Annotated in this window: 16 protein-coding genes; 8 read left to right on the plus strand and 8 right to left on the minus strand. The window is 63.9% G+C overall.

Annotated features, from left to right (window positions below):
* The 5 genes from I6F33_RS05245 to I6F33_RS05265 all read right to left on the minus strand — a co-directional run bounded on the left by I6F33_RS05245 (position 1) and on the right by I6F33_RS05265 (position 4,525).
* A complete protein-coding gene (locus tag I6F33_RS05245) occupies positions 1–393 on the minus strand; it encodes a cytochrome C oxidase subunit IV family protein (protein WP_036001507.1) in 393 nt (130 codons plus the stop codon).
* A 9-nt stretch (positions 394–402) separates the two neighbouring features.
* Positions 403–1,125 carry a heme-copper oxidase subunit III family protein gene (locus I6F33_RS05250; RefSeq protein ID WP_036001504.1) on the minus strand — a complete coding sequence of 241 codons (723 nt, stop codon included), beginning with the start codon at positions 1,123–1,125 and terminating at the stop codon, positions 403–405.
* Positions 1,126–1,138: 13 nt separating this feature from the next.
* Entirely contained in the window at positions 1,139–1,843 is a 705-nt protein-coding gene (locus I6F33_RS05255) for a cytochrome c oxidase subunit 3 (protein ID WP_225141423.1), read from the minus strand.
* Positions 1,840–3,618: a cbb3-type cytochrome c oxidase subunit I gene (locus I6F33_RS05260; RefSeq protein ID WP_036001499.1), complete on the minus strand. Its 1,779-nt coding sequence runs from the start codon at positions 3,616–3,618 to the stop codon at positions 1,840–1,842. Before I6F33_RS05260 ends, I6F33_RS05255 begins: the two co-directional genes overlap by 4 nt.
* Positions 3,619–3,691: 73 nt before the next feature.
* The gene (locus tag I6F33_RS05265) at positions 3,692–4,525 is read right to left on the minus strand and encodes a cytochrome c oxidase subunit II (RefSeq protein ID WP_109144140.1); all 834 of its coding nucleotides are present in this window, start codon (positions 4,523–4,525) and stop codon (positions 3,692–3,694) included.
* Positions 4,526–5,051: 526 nt separating this feature from the next.
* Between I6F33_RS05265 and I6F33_RS05270 the strand changes: the two genes are divergently transcribed.
* The gene (locus I6F33_RS05270) at positions 5,052–5,957 is read left to right on the plus strand and encodes a DUF2189 domain-containing protein (protein WP_036001493.1); all 906 of its coding nucleotides are present in this window, start codon (positions 5,052–5,054) and stop codon (positions 5,955–5,957) included.
* Between the two features lie 52 nt (positions 5,958–6,009).
* Here the strand turns inward: I6F33_RS05270 and I6F33_RS05275 are convergent, their stop codons facing one another.
* Both I6F33_RS05275 and I6F33_RS05280 read right to left on the minus strand, forming a co-directional pair.
* Positions 6,010–7,179 carry a DUF2865 domain-containing protein gene (locus I6F33_RS05275; RefSeq protein ID WP_225112797.1) on the minus strand — a complete coding sequence of 390 codons (1,170 nt, stop codon included), beginning with the start codon at positions 7,177–7,179 and terminating at the stop codon, positions 6,010–6,012.
* 140 nt (positions 7,180–7,319) lie between these two features.
* Positions 7,320–7,613, minus strand: coding sequence for a hypothetical protein (locus I6F33_RS05280; RefSeq protein WP_225141425.1), 294 nt, complete (start codon positions 7,611–7,613; stop codon positions 7,320–7,322).
* 288 nt (positions 7,614–7,901) lie between these two features.
* Between I6F33_RS05280 and cysS the strand changes: the two genes are divergently transcribed.
* The 4 genes from cysS to I6F33_RS05300 all read left to right on the plus strand — a co-directional run bounded on the left by cysS (position 7,902) and on the right by I6F33_RS05300 (position 12,005).
* Positions 7,902–9,284 carry a cysteine--tRNA ligase gene (cysS, locus tag I6F33_RS05285; protein WP_225141428.1) on the plus strand — a complete coding sequence of 461 codons (1,383 nt, stop codon included), beginning with the start codon at positions 7,902–7,904 and terminating at the stop codon, positions 9,282–9,284.
* Positions 9,285–9,399: 115 nt separating this feature from the next.
* Positions 9,400–9,891: a GNAT family N-acetyltransferase gene (locus I6F33_RS05290; RefSeq protein ID WP_036001471.1), complete on the plus strand. Its 492-nt coding sequence runs from the start codon at positions 9,400–9,402 to the stop codon at positions 9,889–9,891.
* The gene (gene cimA, locus I6F33_RS05295) at positions 9,888–11,486 is read left to right on the plus strand and encodes a citramalate synthase (protein WP_225141430.1); all 1,599 of its coding nucleotides are present in this window, start codon (positions 9,888–9,890) and stop codon (positions 11,484–11,486) included. Before I6F33_RS05290 ends, cimA begins: the two co-directional genes overlap by 4 nt.
* Positions 11,487–11,627: 141 nt before the next feature.
* The gene (locus tag I6F33_RS05300) at positions 11,628–12,005 is read left to right on the plus strand and encodes a VOC family protein (RefSeq protein ID WP_157282317.1); all 378 of its coding nucleotides are present in this window, start codon (positions 11,628–11,630) and stop codon (positions 12,003–12,005) included.
* Positions 12,006–12,113: 108 nt separating this feature from the next.
* Here I6F33_RS05300 and I6F33_RS05305 read toward each other — a convergent pair whose 3' ends face one another.
* Positions 12,114–12,719 carry a TIGR00730 family Rossman fold protein gene (locus I6F33_RS05305; protein WP_025035586.1) on the minus strand — a complete coding sequence of 202 codons (606 nt, stop codon included), beginning with the start codon at positions 12,717–12,719 and terminating at the stop codon, positions 12,114–12,116.
* 200 nt (positions 12,720–12,919) lie between these two features.
* Here I6F33_RS05305 and I6F33_RS05310 point away from each other — a divergent pair, with 200 nt between their 5' ends.
* From I6F33_RS05310 to I6F33_RS05320, 3 genes are all read left to right on the plus strand, one after another.
* Entirely contained in the window at positions 12,920–14,878 is a 1,959-nt protein-coding gene (locus I6F33_RS05310) for an ABC transporter ATP-binding protein/permease (RefSeq protein ID WP_225141432.1), read from the plus strand.
* 55 nt (positions 14,879–14,933) lie between these two features.
* Positions 14,934–15,656 (plus strand): phosphatidylserine decarboxylase, encoded by a 723-nt coding sequence (locus I6F33_RS05315; protein WP_225112817.1) that lies wholly within the window; start codon positions 14,934–14,936, stop codon positions 15,654–15,656.
* A gap of 86 nt (positions 15,657–15,742) precedes the next feature.
* Entirely contained in the window at positions 15,743–16,624 is an 882-nt protein-coding gene (locus I6F33_RS05320; RefSeq protein WP_036001453.1) for a phosphatidylcholine/phosphatidylserine synthase, read from the plus strand.
* Positions 16,625–16,681: the final 57 nt, after the last annotated feature.

Below are 16,681 nucleotides of genomic sequence, written 5' to 3' on the forward strand. Positions count from 1 at the left end.
CTATGACGGGGTTGCGAAAAACAGCACCCTCAGGAAGCGCGTGTATTCGGATTCGAGCGCCATGATCGCCACAAATACGAATACCACGACCGGCGGCAGCAGGATGGCATAGGTCAAGGCCAGCCGCTCCCAGGCCATGTGCATGAAGACGGCGACGATCAGGCCGGCCTTCAACATCATGAACAGCAGGATCAGCGACCACCTCAGATAGCCATGCAGGCCAAAGTAGTCGACGAGGTAGGAGAACGTGCTGAGGACGAACAACCAGCCCCAGACCACGAGGTAGAGCTTGATCGGGTGCTGTTGCCCCTCGGCGTGAACGGCTTCCGTTGCGACTGCGCCGTGCGCCGGAGCGTGGAGCCGCTCTTCCATGTGTACCGCCGCGTTTGTCATGCGCCGACCTCACCAAAGATAGAAGAATGCGAAGATGAACACCCACACGAGATCGACGAAGTGCCAGTATAGGCCCGTGATCTCGACGATCTCGTAATTCCCCCTTCGGCTCGTGAAGAAGCCGCGCCTCTCGACGTCGAAGTCGCCACGAAAGACCTTTCGCGCGATGGCGATCAGGAAGATCACACCGAACGTCACATGGGTGCCGTGGAAGCCGGTGATCATGAAGAAGCTCGCACCAAACTGCGGGGCGCCCCATGGATTGCCCCAGGGCCGGACGCCCTCCATGATCAGCTTGGTCCATTCGAAGGCCTGCATTCCGACGAAGGTCGCGCCGAAGGCTGCAGTGACCAGCATCAGGATTGCGGTTCTCACGCGATCGCGGCGGTAGCCGAAATTGACGGCCATCGCCATCGTACCGCTGCTGCTGATCAGCACGAAGGTCATGATGGCGATCAGGATCAGGGGCATGTGGTTGCCCCCGATATCGAGGGCGAAGACTTCGCTGGGATTGGGCCACGGCACGGTCGTCGACATGCGCGCCGTCATGTAGGAGAGCAGGAAGCAACTGAAGATGAAGGTGTCGCTGAGGAGGAAGATCCACATCATGGCCTTGCCCCAGGACACGTTCTTGAAGGCGCGCTGATCGGACGCCCAGTCGGCGGCGATGCCGCGCCAGCCTTCAAGCCGCGCAGGCGATTGGCCCGGATTTGTCAGCACGGTCTCAGCCATCTGGTCTCGCCTCCTAGCTCAGCAATTGGCGGCAGATGTCGATGAAATCGTCGGTCCAGCCGGTGAGAAGACCGAGCAGGACAAGCCAGACCAACAGCAGGAAGTGCCAGTAGATGGCGCACAGCTCCACGCTCAAGCGCATGTCGGCGATCTCGGCGCCGCGCCACATCTTGGCCGAGGTTCGGCCCAAGGCCACCAGACCGCCCGTCAGGTGCAGCCCGTGCACTGCGGTCAACAGGTAGAAGAAGGAATTCGATGGATTGGACGCCACGAAATATCCCGCAGCCCCGAGCCGTTGCCAGGCCAGGAGCTGCCCGGCGAGGAAGATCACGGCAGATGCTCCGCCCGCGAGCAGACCGATCATGACGCCTTCGGTATTGTGTCGGCGCGCGGCCACGTAAGACCATTGCAGCGCGACACTGCTCAGGACCAGGACGCCCGTGTTGACCCACAGCAGCCGCGGCACCGGCAGCGGCCGCCAGTCCACCACGCTCATGCGCATCGAGTAGGCGCTGATGAAGAGGATGAACAAGGCGCTCGCGACCGCGAGAAACACGCCAAGTCCGATCTTCGCTGCCGGCCAGGTCATGGCATCGCCGCCGGGGAAGTCACCGGCCGGGCCTTCCTCCAGCCAGGGCTTGGCCGTCAGGCGCTGCTGCGACAGCCACCATCCGGCGATCACCGCAAGCACAGCCAGGAACAGGATGATGGCGCTCACGAAGCAGCTCCCTGAACGAGCTGAGTCGCGCGCGGCGGCTGGTTCTGCGGAATGAAGTCCTCCGCGGCACCGGGCACACTGTAATCATAGGCCCAGCGGTACACGACAGGGAGCTCCTTGCCCCAGTTGCCGTGCGCCGGGGGCGTCTCCGGCGTCTGCCACTCCAGCGTCGTCGCCCGCCACGGATTGCCGCCTGAGGCCTCACCTTTGAACAGGCTCCAGACAAGGTTGAACAGGAACACCATCTGGCTAAAGCCGACGATCAAGGCCACCACGGAGATGAAGGCGTTGAGTGAATGGGCCGAGGACGGGATGAACGTCGTATCCAGGAGTTCGAAATACCGGCGCGGGACCCCGAGCAGTCCAAGATAGTGCATGGGGAAGAAGATCAGGTAGGCGCCGAGGAAGGTGACCCAGAAGTGAAACTTGCCCATGGCCTCGTTCAGCATCCGCCCCGTGACCTTTGGGTACCAATGATAGATCGCGCCGAGCACGACCATGATCGGCGCCACGCCCATCACCATGTGGAAATGGGCGACCACGAACATGGTATCCGAGAGGGGCACGTCCACGACGACGTTGCCGAGGAAGAGGCCGGTGAGCCCGCCGTTCACGAAGGTGACGATGAAGCCGAGGGCGAACAGCATCGGCACCGTGAGATGAATGTCGCCGCGCCACAGGGTCAGCACCCAGTTGTAGACCTTGATCGCGGTGGGGATTGCGATGATGAGCGTCGTGGTGGCGAAGAAGTACCCGAATTGCGGAAACATGCCGCTCACATACATGTGGTGCGCCCATACGATGAAGCTGAGCGCGCCGATGGCTACGATCGCCCAGACCATCATGCGATAACCAAAGATGTTCTTGCGCGCATGCGTGCTGATCAGATCGGAGACGATGCCGAAGGCGGGCAGGGCGACGATGTAGACTTCGGGATGACCGAAAAACCAGAACAGGTGCTGGAAGAGCAACGGGCTGCCGCCGCCATGTTTCGAAAGCGTGCCCATCTCGAGGAGAGCGGGCATGAAGAAGCTGGTTCCCAAGAGACGGTCGAACAGCAGCATGACCGAGGCAACGAACAATGCAGGGAACGCGAGGAGCGCCATAACGGTCGCCGTGAAAATGCCCCACACCGTCAGGGGCAGGCGCATCAAGGTCATGCCGCGCGTGCGCGCCTGCAACACAGTGACCACATAGTTCAGCCCGCCCATGGTGAAGCCGATGATGAACAGGATCAGGGACGCGAGCATGAGAAGGATGCCCCAATCCTGCCCGGGCGTTCCTGAAAGGATTGCTTGCGGCGGGTACAGCGTCCAACCGGCGCCGGTGGGGCCACCGGGCACGAAGAATGTCGAGGCAAGCACCAGGACTGCGAGCAGGTAAATCCAGTAGCTCAGCATGTTCACATAGGGGAAGACCATGTCCCTTGCGCCGACCATTAGCGGGATCAGATAGTTGCCGAAGCCGCCCAGGAACAATGCAGTTAGCAGGTAAATCACCATGATCATGCCGTGCATGGTGATGAACTGGAGGTACTGGTTGGCATCGATGAAAGAGAATGTGCCGGGGAATCCCAGTTGCAGCCGCATCAGCCACGACAGCACCAGGGCCACCAGCCCGATGGCCGTGGCCGTCAGCGAATACTGAATGGCGATCACCTTGGCGTCCTGCGAGAACACATATCGTGTCCACCAGCTCCGCGGATGATAGAGCTCGACGTCAGGTACTTCGGCAGGCGGGATGCCGGGGATCCCTTCATATGGAACATCGACCATAGAACCTCCTCGGTCGTTCCATCGGGGGGAGGCGCTGGCCTCTTGCGCCCGATCTATCTTCGGCGGCAGCTTGCTACTTGCTGCCGGATTGGTACGTCGTCTTCACGACGGCTTTTGCCGGCGATAATTCTGCGAACGTTTTTTGTTGCTCCAGCCAAGCGTGATATTCACGCTCTTCGTCGACGATGACCTTGGCCCGCATTTGATAGTGAGCAGTGCCACAAAGCTCCGCACAGAGGACATCGAACGTTCCGGTTCGGATCGGCGTGATCCAGAAATAGGTCACCATGCCTGGAACCATGTCCATCTTGGCTCGGAATTCGGGCACGTAGAAATCGTGCAGGACATCAACCGAGCGGAGGAGAACCTTGACCGGCTTTCCGACTTGAAGGTGCAGGTCGCCGCTCTCGATCACGACATCGTCCTGCGCGTGCCGGTCGTCACGATTGAGCCCCATCGGATTGTCGGAAGCGATGTTGCGGACATCGGATGTGCCCAACTGCCCATCCTTGCCCGGAAGGCGGAAGCTCCACTGCCATTGCTGGCCCATGACCTCGAGCTCGGTGGCATCCGCAGGCACCGTCACGAACTGGTGCCAGACCACGAGGCCAGGCGCCAGCATGGCCGCGACGCCGACGCCGGTCCCGACGCTCAGCCACCATTCGAGCCTTTTGTTTTCCGGATTGTAGTCAGCCCTTCTTCCCTCTCTGTGACGAAAGCGGAAGACGCAGTAAGCCATGAAGGCGATCACGGCGACGAAAACAAAGCCCGTGATCCAGAACGTGATGTTGATGGTGTGGTCGATATAGGCCCAGTTCGTGGCGATCGGCGTCCACCACCACGGGCTGTAGATGTGAAACAGCACCGAGCCGATCGCGACCAGAAGCAGTATCAGTGCGACAGCCATCCTGATCCATCCTTGCCATCGAAGGCTACGGATACGAATCCCGGGCGGAGCTCATGTCTGTCGCGATGGCTGGCCTTTCTTGGCATATGCCATCGCCGGCCTCTTGCTTCGCCCAGTCCACCGATCGCGAAATCAAGAGAACGCTCGCGACCTTCAACTCTAAGGGCGTCTGCGTCTAAAATGATCCCAGCCTAATCCGGCGTCAATAGAGCAATAGAGGTGCCCGAATTGGTGTGATTGCCGGTGCTGGCAAACCGACAAGCATCCGGTGCCCATTGTTCGGTTTGGGTGATGCAACGCACAAATCCGTGCTGGTGCGCAATTCACCCAACCGTGAGTGCAGTCGTGCTCCGCGCGCGCTAAGCTTGCCGGGCAGGTCGCGACGGGTTCCGTCCGGCCAGGCTCGGTTACTGAACCTGGGTTGCCGTACCAGACCCATCGCGTTTCCTGCTCGTCAGGCGGACACGCGTCGCTGAAGAGCGCGTGTTGTCGAAAACCGCGATTTTCAGCACGGGAGGGTCCGTACATGGCCACTCTGTACTCCCACGACATCAGGCGGCGCGCATTCGGCGAAGCGACCTCCTATCCCATTCGCAAGATCAGCTTGTCCGACCTGACCGAGGTCCTGCGCCTGGGTTGGGGTGATTTCCAGGCGATGCCGAGTCACGCGATCGTCGTGTGCCTGATTTATCCCGTTCTCGGTCTCGTCCTGTTCAGGATGGTGCTCGGCTATTCGGTGCTGCCGCTACTGTTTCCGCTGGCCGCCGGCTTTGCCTTGATCGGTCCTTTTGCCGCGATCGGTCTCTACGAACTCAGCCGTCGTCGCGAGCGCGGTGAAGAGGTCGAAGCATGGGATGCGATTAAGGTGCTGCGCGCACCGTCGTTCGGCGCCATGGTCGAACTCGGCGTGCTCCTGCTGGTCCTGTTCGGGGCCTGGATCGGTGCCGCGAACGCAATCTATGTCGCGATCTTCGGTCACGCTGCGGCCGCAAGCATACCCGACTTCGCAACGCGCGTGCTGACGACACCCGAAGGCTGGTCGCTCATCATCATCGGTTGCGGTGTCGGCTTCCTGTTTGCGGTTGTGGCATTGTGCGTTAGCGTCGTGTCATTTCCGTTGATGCTGGACCGTCATGCGACGGCGATCGACGCGATCCGCACGTCGCTCCGAGCGGTGGCGGCGAATCCGGTTGCGATGGCCGGATGGGGCCTCATCGTGGCGGCTCTGCTCGTGATCGGCTCGCTGCCGCTCTTCGTCGGTCTCGCCGTCGTTCTGCCGGTGCTCGGTCATGCCACCTGGCACCTCTATCGGCGGGTGGTCGAGCCCAATCCGAACCCACCGGATGCACCGCTTCCGCCCCGGAAGGGCAGGCGCTACGCAGCAGACTTTCCGGCCAATCTCTTCCCGTGGAGCCGCGAGGGCGAGCCGTAACAGCGGAACGGCCGCGCTGGGACGCCCGCGCGGAGCATGACAGAGCGACGGCCTACTTCTGCTGCTGCGGCAGGAAGGTCGGGCCGACCGAGCGGATCGGCTTGTTCTCCGGCGCGGGGCTCGCGTCCGCGGGTGGCGTGGCGACCGGTGCGGCAGCAGTTGCTGGCGCAGGAGCCGCGCCTTTCTTGGCATTGGCAGGCTGCGGCGCGCCCTTGTTGAGCCGTTGCTGCTGCATCTTCCTGGCGCTTTCCTCGGTGACGATGATGTCGCCCTGCTGCTCGGCCGCGGCCTTGTCGTCGGCCGATTTCAGCGCATCCGCCCAGGTCTGTCCCGCCGCCTTGCAGGAGCAGGACGGGTTGAACTCGCTGCGGAATTTGAATGCGGTCGGCAGCGCCGTGTAGGGCTGGCCGCCGATCGAGACCGCAGCGTTCATATCCTCGCCGGGATTGCGATGGCTGTAGAGCACGGCTTCCGCCGCCGGGCACAGCGCCTTGCAGGTCTTCTCATCGTCAGGGAAGCGCGCCGGCACGGTGGCAAAGGAGATCGGGAAATAAGCGCCGTCGCAGGTGCGCACGCAGACGGTGCGGAAGGTGCCGGATTGCGGGCCGAGATCGGAGGGCGGCATGGCCTGCGGATTGTTCGGGTTGTTGCCGCCGAACAGATTGCTGAGGAAGTTGCCGCCGCCCTGCTGCTGCACGGCATTGGCATATTGCGGGCCGCAATTGTTCTGCGCCAGCGCCATCAGCACCGAGCGGCGCTGGTTGTCGCGCTCCGGGTTGGCGCCGGGGCCGCCGCGCAGCCGCTCGAGGCTGCCGGTAATCTGGTCCAGATTGGCGCGCATCTGCTGGATCTGGGTGTTGACCGGGCCGCACTGCGCCGACTGGCCGTTGAACAGCGAGAAGAAGCCGGAGGAATCGCAGCCCATGCGCTTGGCCTGCATGGTGACACGGTCGAGCTCGGCCTGCTGCTTGGCCTGGGAATCCTGGTAGCGGCGGATCTGCTCTTCGCGCGCGGCATCACCTCCGCCGCGATCGAGCGCGGCGAGTTGGGCTTCCAGCCGCACGCACATCGGGTTCGGTCCGAGCCCGTTCTGGCCGGGCTGGGGCGGCGGGCCGGCCTGCGCCAAAGCGCCATCGGCGAGCACGAGTGTGCCGAGGAGCACGGTGCAGGCAAGGAGGGAGCGGGCACGGAGGAGAGAGAAGAATTCAGGCATATCCGCCATTCTAGCGAGGTCACGGCCCAGCGTGATCATCCAAGTGAGGTGGGGGCCGAAGCGCGCCCTCCCAATAGCCGCTTCCCGCGGCATCGTCACGTCGTTTCAGGGGCCGAACTGGTCCTAAGGTCCGCCAGCTCCGAGGGAATTCAGCGCTGGCAGGTGATTGCGACATATTCGTCGCAATGGCCATGGGAGCAGTTTGTGCCGGTTTTGGGGACGGAGCCGGTAATTTCGTCGGGATCGACCCGGCGATAGCCTGATGCCTTTGCAAAATCTCGTGACTGGCAATAGGTGCGCGCGGCGGAGGCGCCGCATGTGTCGCCCTTGGTGTCGTTCTTGGCCAGGCACTGGTCGGCGATGATGAAGACGCGGGTCTCGGCGCACGCCTGAGGTGCTGCAAGGAGCGAGGCGCCGAAAATGAGCGCGAGCAGGGATCGCATGAAAATACCGGAGCAAAAAATCAGGGAACTGCAGTTCCAGAATGGCCTCAAATGGTTAGGGGATCATGAAGCCTTAAGGCAGGCCGCGCCCCTTGCGGAGGCAAAAACGGCATTTTCGCGGCCCTTGACGCCGGGGCCCGTGGTGGCCCATATGTGGCCGCATGAACGGTCTCCTCGCCATTTGCGCCATTTGCCGCGAGATTACGAGCTAGCGATTCGCTGGCTGGAGCCGTCTTTTCTCAAACACATTGAGAGCCTTGGACGCCCGGCCGAGAGGGATGGGTTGTCATGGAATTGCGTCTTTACGATACGCTGAGCCGGGAAAAGCGCACCTTCGTGCCGCTCGATCCGAACAACGTCCGCATGTATGTCTGCGGACCGACGGTCTATGACTTCGCCCATATCGGCAATGCGCGGCCGGTGATCGTGTTCGACGTGCTGTTTCGGCTGCTGCGCCACATCTACGGCGAGGCGCACGTCAAATATGTCCGCAACATCACCGACGTCGACGACAAGATCAACGACCGCGCCGCGCGCGACTTTCCCGGCCTGCCGCTGAACGAGGCCATTCGCAAGGTCACCGAGCAGACCGGCAAGCAGTTCCATGCCGACGTCGATGCGCTCGGCGCGCTTCGGCCGAGCGTCGAGCCGCGCGCCACCGAGCATATCGGCGAGATGCGCGAGATCATCGAGAAGCTGGTCGCCGGCGGCTTTGCCTATGTCGCCGAGGACCACGTGCTGTTCTCGCCGCAGGCGATGAACGCGGCCAATTCCGCGCTGCCGCGTTATGGCGCGCTGTCGAAGCGCTCGCTCGACGAGATGATCGCCGGCGCGCGGGTCGATGTTGCGCCCTACAAGCGCGATGCGACCGACTTCGTGCTGTGGAAGCCGTCGAAGCCGGGCGAGCCGTCCTGGCCGTCGCCATCCGGCATCAAGGCGGAGGGGCGTCCGGGCTGGCACATCGAGTGCTCAGCGATGGCCTGGAAGCATCTCGGCGAGCATTTCGACATCCATGGCGGCGGCATCGATCTCGTGTTTCCGCACCACGAGAACGAGGTCGCGCAGACCTGCTGCGCCTTCCATCGCGAGCGCATGGCGAATTATTGGATGCACAACGGCTTCTTGCAGGTCGAGAGCGAGAAGATGTCGAAGAGCCTCGGCAACTTCATCACGATCCACGAGCTGCTCAGGGATTGGCCGGGTGAGGTGCTGCGCCTCAACATGCTCAAGACGCATTACCGCTCGCCGATCGACTGGACCATGAAGTCGCTGGAGGAGAGCGCCAGGACGCTCGACGACTGGTATCGCGTCGCGGCCGATGTCGTGTCCGGCGAGCCGGCTCCGTCGGTGGTCGAACCGCTGCTCGACGACCTCAACACGCCGCAGGCGATCGCGGCGCTGCACGGCCTCCGCGGCAACGATATCGCAGGTCTTGCGGGCTCGTTGCGGCTGCTCGGATTCCTCTCCGAGAGCGCGGCGCAGTGGGAAGGGCGCAAGCAGCAGGCGAGCGGGATCGACGCCAAGGAGGTCGAGCGCCTGCTCGCGGAGCGAACAGCTGCGCGTAGCCGCAAGGACTTTGGCGAGTCCGACCGCATTCGCGATCTGCTCGCTGCGATGGGCGTCGCGATCAAGGACTCCAAGGAAGGCACCACCTGGGAGATCGCCCGATGAAGCGCCCCGAGACGCCTTTCCCGCGGCACTGGCTCTATTACATCGCGCTGAAAATCGCGCTGCTCGCCGGCGCGGTGGCGATCGTGCTCAAGCTTTATGGGATGTGGTAAGGACGATGGGACAGACTTTGCCAAAGCCCGCACTGAGGCCCTTCCTGCCGGCGGATGTGCCGATGCTCGCCGCGATCTTCGCCGCCAGCATCGAGGAGTTGACCGGCGACGATTATAGCGAGGCGCAGCAGGAAGCCTGGATGGCGGCGGCCGAGGACGAGGAGTTCGGCAAGCGGCTTGCGTCCGACCTGACGCTGATCGCGACGCTGGAAGGCTCGCCTGTCGGCTTCGCCTCGCTGCGCGGCAATGATCACATCCGCATGCTCTATGTGCATCCGGCCGTGGCCGGGCAGGGCATCGCGACCATGCTGGTCGACGCGCTGGAGAAGCTCGCCGGCGGCCGCGGCGCCAAGAGCCTCTCGGTCGACGCCAGCGATACCGCGGAGGGCTTCTTCGCCAAGCGCGGCTACACCGCCCAGCAGCGCAACAGCGTCACCATCAACGATGAGTGGCTCGCCAACACCACCATGAAGAAGACGCTCGGAGCGGGGCAATGAGCAAGCAGCGTCTCTATCTGTTCGACACCACGCTGCGCGATGGGGCGCAGACCAACGGCGTCGACTTCACGCTGGCGGACAAGCAGGTCATCGCGGCGATGCTCGATGATCTCGGCATCGACTATGTCGAGGGCGGCTATCCCGGCGCCAACCCGCTCGACACGGAGTTCTTTGGCTCCAAGCCCAAGCTCAATCATGCGCGCTTCACCGCCTTCGGCATGACGCGCCGGGCGGGACGGTCGGTGTCCAACGATCCGGGCGTTGCGGGCCTTTTGGAAGCGAAGGCGGACGCGATCTGCTTCGTGGCGAAGGCGTCGGCCTATCAGGTCCGCGTCGCGCTGGAGACCACGAAGGAAGAAAATCTCGCCTCGATCCGCGACAGCGTCGCGGCGGCGAAGGCGGCCGGCCGCGAGGTGATGCTAGATTGCGAGCATTTCTTCGACGGCTACAAGGAAGACGCCGCCTTTGCGCTTGCCTGCGCCAAGGCCGCCTTCGATGCCGGTGCGCGCTGGGTGGTGCTGTGCGACACCAACGGCGGCACCATGCCTGATGAGGTCGAGGTCATCGTCAGAGACGTGACCAGGCACATCCCCGGCGATCACGTCGGCATCCACGCCCATAACGACACCGAGCAGGCGGTGGCCAATTCGCTCGCCGCGGTGCGTGCCGGCGCGCGGCAGATCCAGGGCACGCTGAACGGCCTCGGCGAGCGCTGCGGCAATGCCAATCTCTGCTCGCTGATCCCGACGCTGAAGCTGAAGACGGGGTTTGCCGATGCTTTCGAGATCGGCGTCACCACCGAGAAGCTGGCGACGCTCGTCAAGGTGTCGCGCACGCTCGACGACATGCTGAACCGCGTGCCGAACCGGCATGCTCCTTACGTCGGCGAGAGCGCCTTCGTCACCAAGACCGGCATCCATGCCTCCGCCGTGCTGAAGGATCCGCAGACCTACGAGCATGTGTTGCCGGAGCTGGTCGGCAATCACCGCAAGGTGCTGGTGTCCGACCAGGCCGGGCGCTCCAACGTCATCGCCGAGCTCGACCGCGCCGGTATCCCTTACGAGAAGAGCGATTCGAAGCTGACGCGTCTCGTCGAGGAATTGAAGGAGCGCGAGGCGGCCGGCTATGCCTATGAATCCGCCAACGCCTCGTTCGAGCTCCTGGCGCGCCGCACGCTCGGCAAGGTGCCGCATTATTTCGAGGTCGAGCAGTTCGACGTCAACGTCGAGCAGCGCTACAACGCGCTCGGCGAACGCGTCACGGTGGCGCTCGCGGTGGTCAAGGTCGACGTCGCCGGCGAGCATCTGATCTCGGCGGCCGAAGGCAACGGTCCCGTCAACGCGCTCGACGTCGCGCTGCGCAAGGACCTCGGCAAGTACCAGAAGTTCATCGAGGGCCTGACACTGATCGACTATCGCGTCCGTATCCTCAATGGCGGCACCGGCGCGGTCACGCGCGTGCTGATCGAGAGCGAGGACGAGAACGGCGATCGTTGGACTACGGTCGGGGTGTCCCCGAACATCATCGACGCCTCGTTCCAGGCGCTGATGGATTCGGTGATCTACAAGCTCGTGAAGTCGGACGCGCCGGCGTAACCCCCACGACGACTGTCATTCCCCGCGAAGGCAGGCAATCCAGTACGCTGCGGCCCATCGATTTATCTACTGCTGTCACGGAGTACTGGATCGCCCGGTCAAGCCGGGCGATGACACCGAGGATGGGGAAAGGGCACGGCCATGATCGACCACATCTCCGTCGGCGTCAGCGATCTCGACCGCGCTGCAAAATTCTACGAAGCCGCGCTCGCCGCCCTCGGCCTCGCACGCCTCGTCACGCGGCCGCGGACGATCGGGTTCGGCAAGGCCTATCCGGAGTTCTGGATCAATCTGCGCGAGGGCATGCCGCGTGTCGCGCCGGAGAGCGGCGTGCACATCTGCCTGCGGGCGAAAACCGCGGCCGAGGTCGATGCGTTTCACGCAGCTGCGCTGTCCGCTGGCGGCGCCTCCGACGGCGCACCGGGCCTCCGCCCGCACGATCGCGTGCGCTACTACGCCGCCTTCGTCACCGATCCCGACGGCAACCGGATCGAGGCGGTGACGTTTCCGCAGGAATAGGGTCGGTCTAAAGCGCGATGCGATTAGGATGGATCGTCATCGCGCTTTAGGTTGTTGTTTGAGCATGATCTTTTCGGAAAACCGCTTCACACTTTTCCGGATCATGCTTTAGAGCCGCCGGGCCACGTCGGGCGCGAGATCGCGCTGGTCGTCAGGGATCTGCGCCGCCGCGGCGCGCAGCCGTGGGATGATCTCCTCGACCTTGTCCGCCTTCAGGATATCGACGGTGAGGCCGGCACGGATGAACTGGGTCTGCCGCATGTGGGCCACCAGGGAGAACAGCGGCTCCCAGAAGCCGTCGACATTGGCCAGCAGCACCGGCTTGGCGTGCCGGCCGAGTTGCTGCCAGGTCAGCTGCTCCACCAGCTCCTCAAGCGTGCCGAGCCCGCCGGGCAGGGCCACGAACGCGTCGGAGCGCTCGAACATCAGCCGCTTGCGCTCGTGCATGTCGGGCGTGACGACCATCTCCTGCACGCGCGTCAGCGCATTCTCGCGCATCCGGAGGAAGTCGGGGATGATGCCGGTGACCATGCCGCCGTGATCCAGCACGGAGGTCGCAACCGCGCCCATCAGGCCGAGCGAGCCGCCGCCATAGACGAGGCGGATCTTGCTTTCCGCCAGCGCTTTGCCGAGCGCCTTCGCCGCTTCAATAAAGTTGGGATTTGTTCCAGGGCCGGAGCCGCAATAGACACAGACGGTTTTGATCGTGCTCATTGGTGCCATGATGCATTGCAGCGAAGTGGCGTCAAGCCCAAACGGTGATTCGATACGTCCGGGAATTTACCGGTAAATCGCGACAAACAATCGAAGATTCGCCATCTGGCGGGGTGCGCGGGCATCGGGAAGGCTCTATATGACGGGCGAAAATCGTTAATCGCAGTTGCGCCCGCACCCGGCGGGCTTCGGGTTTGTTGATGGACCAACCTCAATCGTTCGACGGCGCCGACGTTCCTGATCCTTCCGTGGCAGGACCGCAGGCCGGGGCCACGCTGATGGGCACGCTGGCACATCTGTGGCCCTACATCTGGCCGGGCGACCGTTTCGACCTGAAGATGAGGGTGGTCTGGTCGCTGGTGCTGTTGCTCGCCGCCAAGCTGATCACGCTCACCGTGCCGTTCAGCTTCAAATGGGCGACGGATGCGCTGACCGGCGCCAACACCGCGCCGGTAGCGGCCGACAATTGGCATCTCTGGGTGATCGCCTCGCCTTTGCTGCTGACCGCGAGCTACGGCGTGATGCGCATCCTGATGGCGGTGCTGACGCAATGGCGCGACGGCATCTTCGCCCGCGTCGCCATGCATGCGGTGCGCAAGCTCGCGACCCTCACCTTCATCCACATGCACGAGCTGTCGCTGCGCTTTCACCTCGAGCGCAAGACCGGTGGCCTCACGCGCGTGCTCGAGCGCGGCCGCGAGGGCATCGAGGTCATCGTGCGCATGGTGATCCTGCAGCTGATCCCGACCATCGTCGAGGTCTCGCTGCTGCTGGCGGTGCTGCTCTGGCAATTCGACTGGCGCTACGTGGTCGCGACCCTGATCACGGTCACGCTCTACATGTACTACACCTACGTCGCGACCGAGTGGCGGATCGGCATCCGCCGCAAGATGAACGATTCCGACACCGAGGCGAACACCAAGGCGATCGACTCGCTGCTCAACTACGAGACGGTGAAGTATTTCAGTGCCGAGGCACGCGAGGCGCAGCGCTACGACAGATCGGTCGAGCGCTACGAGGAGGCGAGCGTCCGCACCTACACCTCGCTTGCGGTGCTCAACACAGGCCAGGCGGTGATCTTCACGCTGGGCCTGACCGCGACCATGCTGATGTGCGCGATCGGCGTGCGCAACGGCACCAACACCGTCGGCGATTTCGTGCTGGTCAACGCCATGATGATCCAGCTCTACCAGCCGCTGAACTTCATGGGCATGGTCTATCGCGAGATCAAGCAGGCGATCATCGACATCGAGAAGATGTTCGGCGTGCTCAGCCGCGAGGCCGAGATCAAGGACGCGCCTGGCGCGAAGCCGCTGGTCATCTCCGCCGGCACGGTGCGCTTCGAGGACGTGCGCTTTGCCTATGAGCCGGCGCGCCCCATCCTCAAGGGCATCAGCTTCGAAGTGCCGGCCGGAAAGACGGTTGCCATCGTCGGCCCCTCCGGCGCCGGCAAATCGACCATCTCGCGGCTCCTGTTTCGCCTCTATGATGTCTCCGGCGGCAGGATCCTGATCGACGGCCAGGACATCCGCGAGGTCACGCAGGCCAGCCTGCGCGCATCGATCGGCATGGTGCCGCAGGACACCGTGCTGTTCAACGACAGCATCCGCTACAACATCCGCTACGGCCGCTGGGATGCGACCGATGCCGAGGTCGAGGAGGCGGCGCGGCTGGCGCAGATCGACCACTTCATCCGCATGGCGCCGAAGGGCTATGAAACCCAGGTCGGCGAGCGCGGCCTGAAGCTGTCGGGCGGCGAGAAGCAGCGCGTCGCGATCGCGCGCACGGTGCTCAAGGCGCCGCCGATCCTGGTGCTCGACGAGGCGACCTCGGCGCTCGACACTCATACCGAGCACGAGATCCAGGGGGCGCTCGACCGCGTGGCGAAGAACCGCACCTCCCTGGTGATCGCGCATCGACTTTCCACCATCGTCGGCGCCGACGAGATCATCGTGCTGGACCAGGGCCGCATCGCCGAGCGCGGCACTCACGCGAGCCTGCTCGCGCAGGGCGGGCTCTATGCCAGCATGTGGAACAGGCAGCGCGAGGCCGAGGAGGCCCGCGAGAAGCTGGCCAAGATGGCCGACACCAATGCCGCGCCCAACCGGGAGCCGCCGCCGGTCGATGATAGCCTGACGACGCCCGCGGCGGCGGAGTGACCTTGTCTCCGGTCCCAACTCTGGCCTAAACAAGCCCGCGCGACGACCCCGTGGCATTAACCCCGACCGGCAAAAAGCAATGTCCATTCTCGATTCGATCCAGCGTCAGATCCCGCCGATCCACAAGGAGGGCTATCCCTTCATCGGCGCCTTTGCGCTGGCGAGCCTGCTCCTGTTCTGGCTGTGGTCGCCGCTGGGGTGGATCGGCACGATCCTGACCGTTTGGTGCGCGCTGTTCTTCCGCGATCCCGTCCGTGTGACGCCGGCGCGCGAGGGTCTCGTGGTGTCGCCGGCCGACGGGCGTGTCTCCATGATCACCATGGCGCTGCCGCCGGCCGAGCTCGGGCTCGGCGACCGGCCGCTGCCGCGCGTCTCGATCTTCATGAGCGTGTTCAATTGCCACGTGAACCGCGCGCCCGTGGCGGGCAGGGTGGATCGTATCGCCTACCGGCCCGGCCTCTTCATCAACGCCGAGCTCGATAAGGCGAGCGAGGACAACGAGCGCAACTCGCTGGTGATCACAACCCCGACGGCGCGGATCGGCGTGGTCCAGATCGCCGGCCTGGTCGCCAAGCGCATCGTCTGCTTCGTCAAGGAGGGGCAGGCGATCGGCGCCGGCGAGCGTTTCGGCCTGATCCGCTTCGGCTCGCGCCTCGACGTCTACCTGCCCGTGGGTACCAAGGCGCTGGTCTCGGAAGGGCAGACCGCGATCGCCGGAGAGACGATCCTGGCCGACCTTGCCGGCGACGACCCGGGCCGCGCGTTCCGCGCCAATTAACCAATAGTCGGTGCTCGCAGGCGTTCCGCCGCAATGGCGGAGGGCGGCGCGGCTTGCTATATCTCGCCTCGAGATAAGGACGAGCCATGACGCCTTACGATTTCAAGGATCCCGACGTCCGCCGCCGGCGGTTCCGACCGATCCCGGTGCGGATGCTGGTGCCCAACGTCATCACGCTGCTAGCGATCTGCGCCGGCCTGACCTCGATCCGCCTGTCGATCGAAGGACGGATGACGCTCGCGGTCTATGCCATCGTGTTCGCCGCCGCGCTCGACGGCATCGATGGCCGCATCGCGCGCATGATCAAGGGGCAGTCGAAGTTCGGCGCCGAGCTCGACAGTCTCGCCGACTTCGTCAATTTCGGCGTGGCGCCCGGCCTGATGCTGTATTTCTGGCAGCTGCATGAGCTCGGCAATGCCGGCTGGATCGCCGCCATGGTGTTCGCGATCTCCGGCGGCCTGCGGCTCGCCCGCTTCAATGCCACCATGGACGATCCGAACAAGCCGGCCTTCGCCGCCAATTTCTTCACCGGCGTGCCGGCGCCCGCCGGTGCGATCACCGTGCTGCTGCCGATCTATGTCGCGTTCCTCGACGTCGGGCGCACACCTGCGGCGGTGACCGCGGCCTACACGCTTCTGATCGCGTTTCTGATGGTGTCGCGCCTGCCCGTGTTCTCCGGCAAGACCAAGCGGATGCGCGTGCCGCCCGAGCTGGTGCTGCCGGCGTTCGTCGCCGTGATCGTCTTCATCGCGCTCCTGATCGCCTATCCCTGGCACGTGCTGTCGATCGGCACGGTGCTGTACCTTCTCGCGCTGCCGCTCGGCTACAAATCCTATCGCGACCAGGCGCGCGCGATGGAAGCCACCGCGCCGGCGGGAGGCGAGGTCCCGTCACCGCCCTCGGCGCCGACGCTGGCGAATTTGTCGGAGCCGCCGCAAGACGACGATCGGCCCGGACGACTGCACTAAAGCGCTCCTCGCGGATATCTGCCATGAAGCCCGCCTGAGTTGGGTCGAGATCCGATC

It is taken from the genome of Bradyrhizobium sp. BRP20 (assembly GCF_020194215.1).
Classification (GTDB): domain Bacteria; phylum Pseudomonadota; class Alphaproteobacteria; order Rhizobiales; family Xanthobacteraceae; genus Bradyrhizobium; species Bradyrhizobium yuanmingense.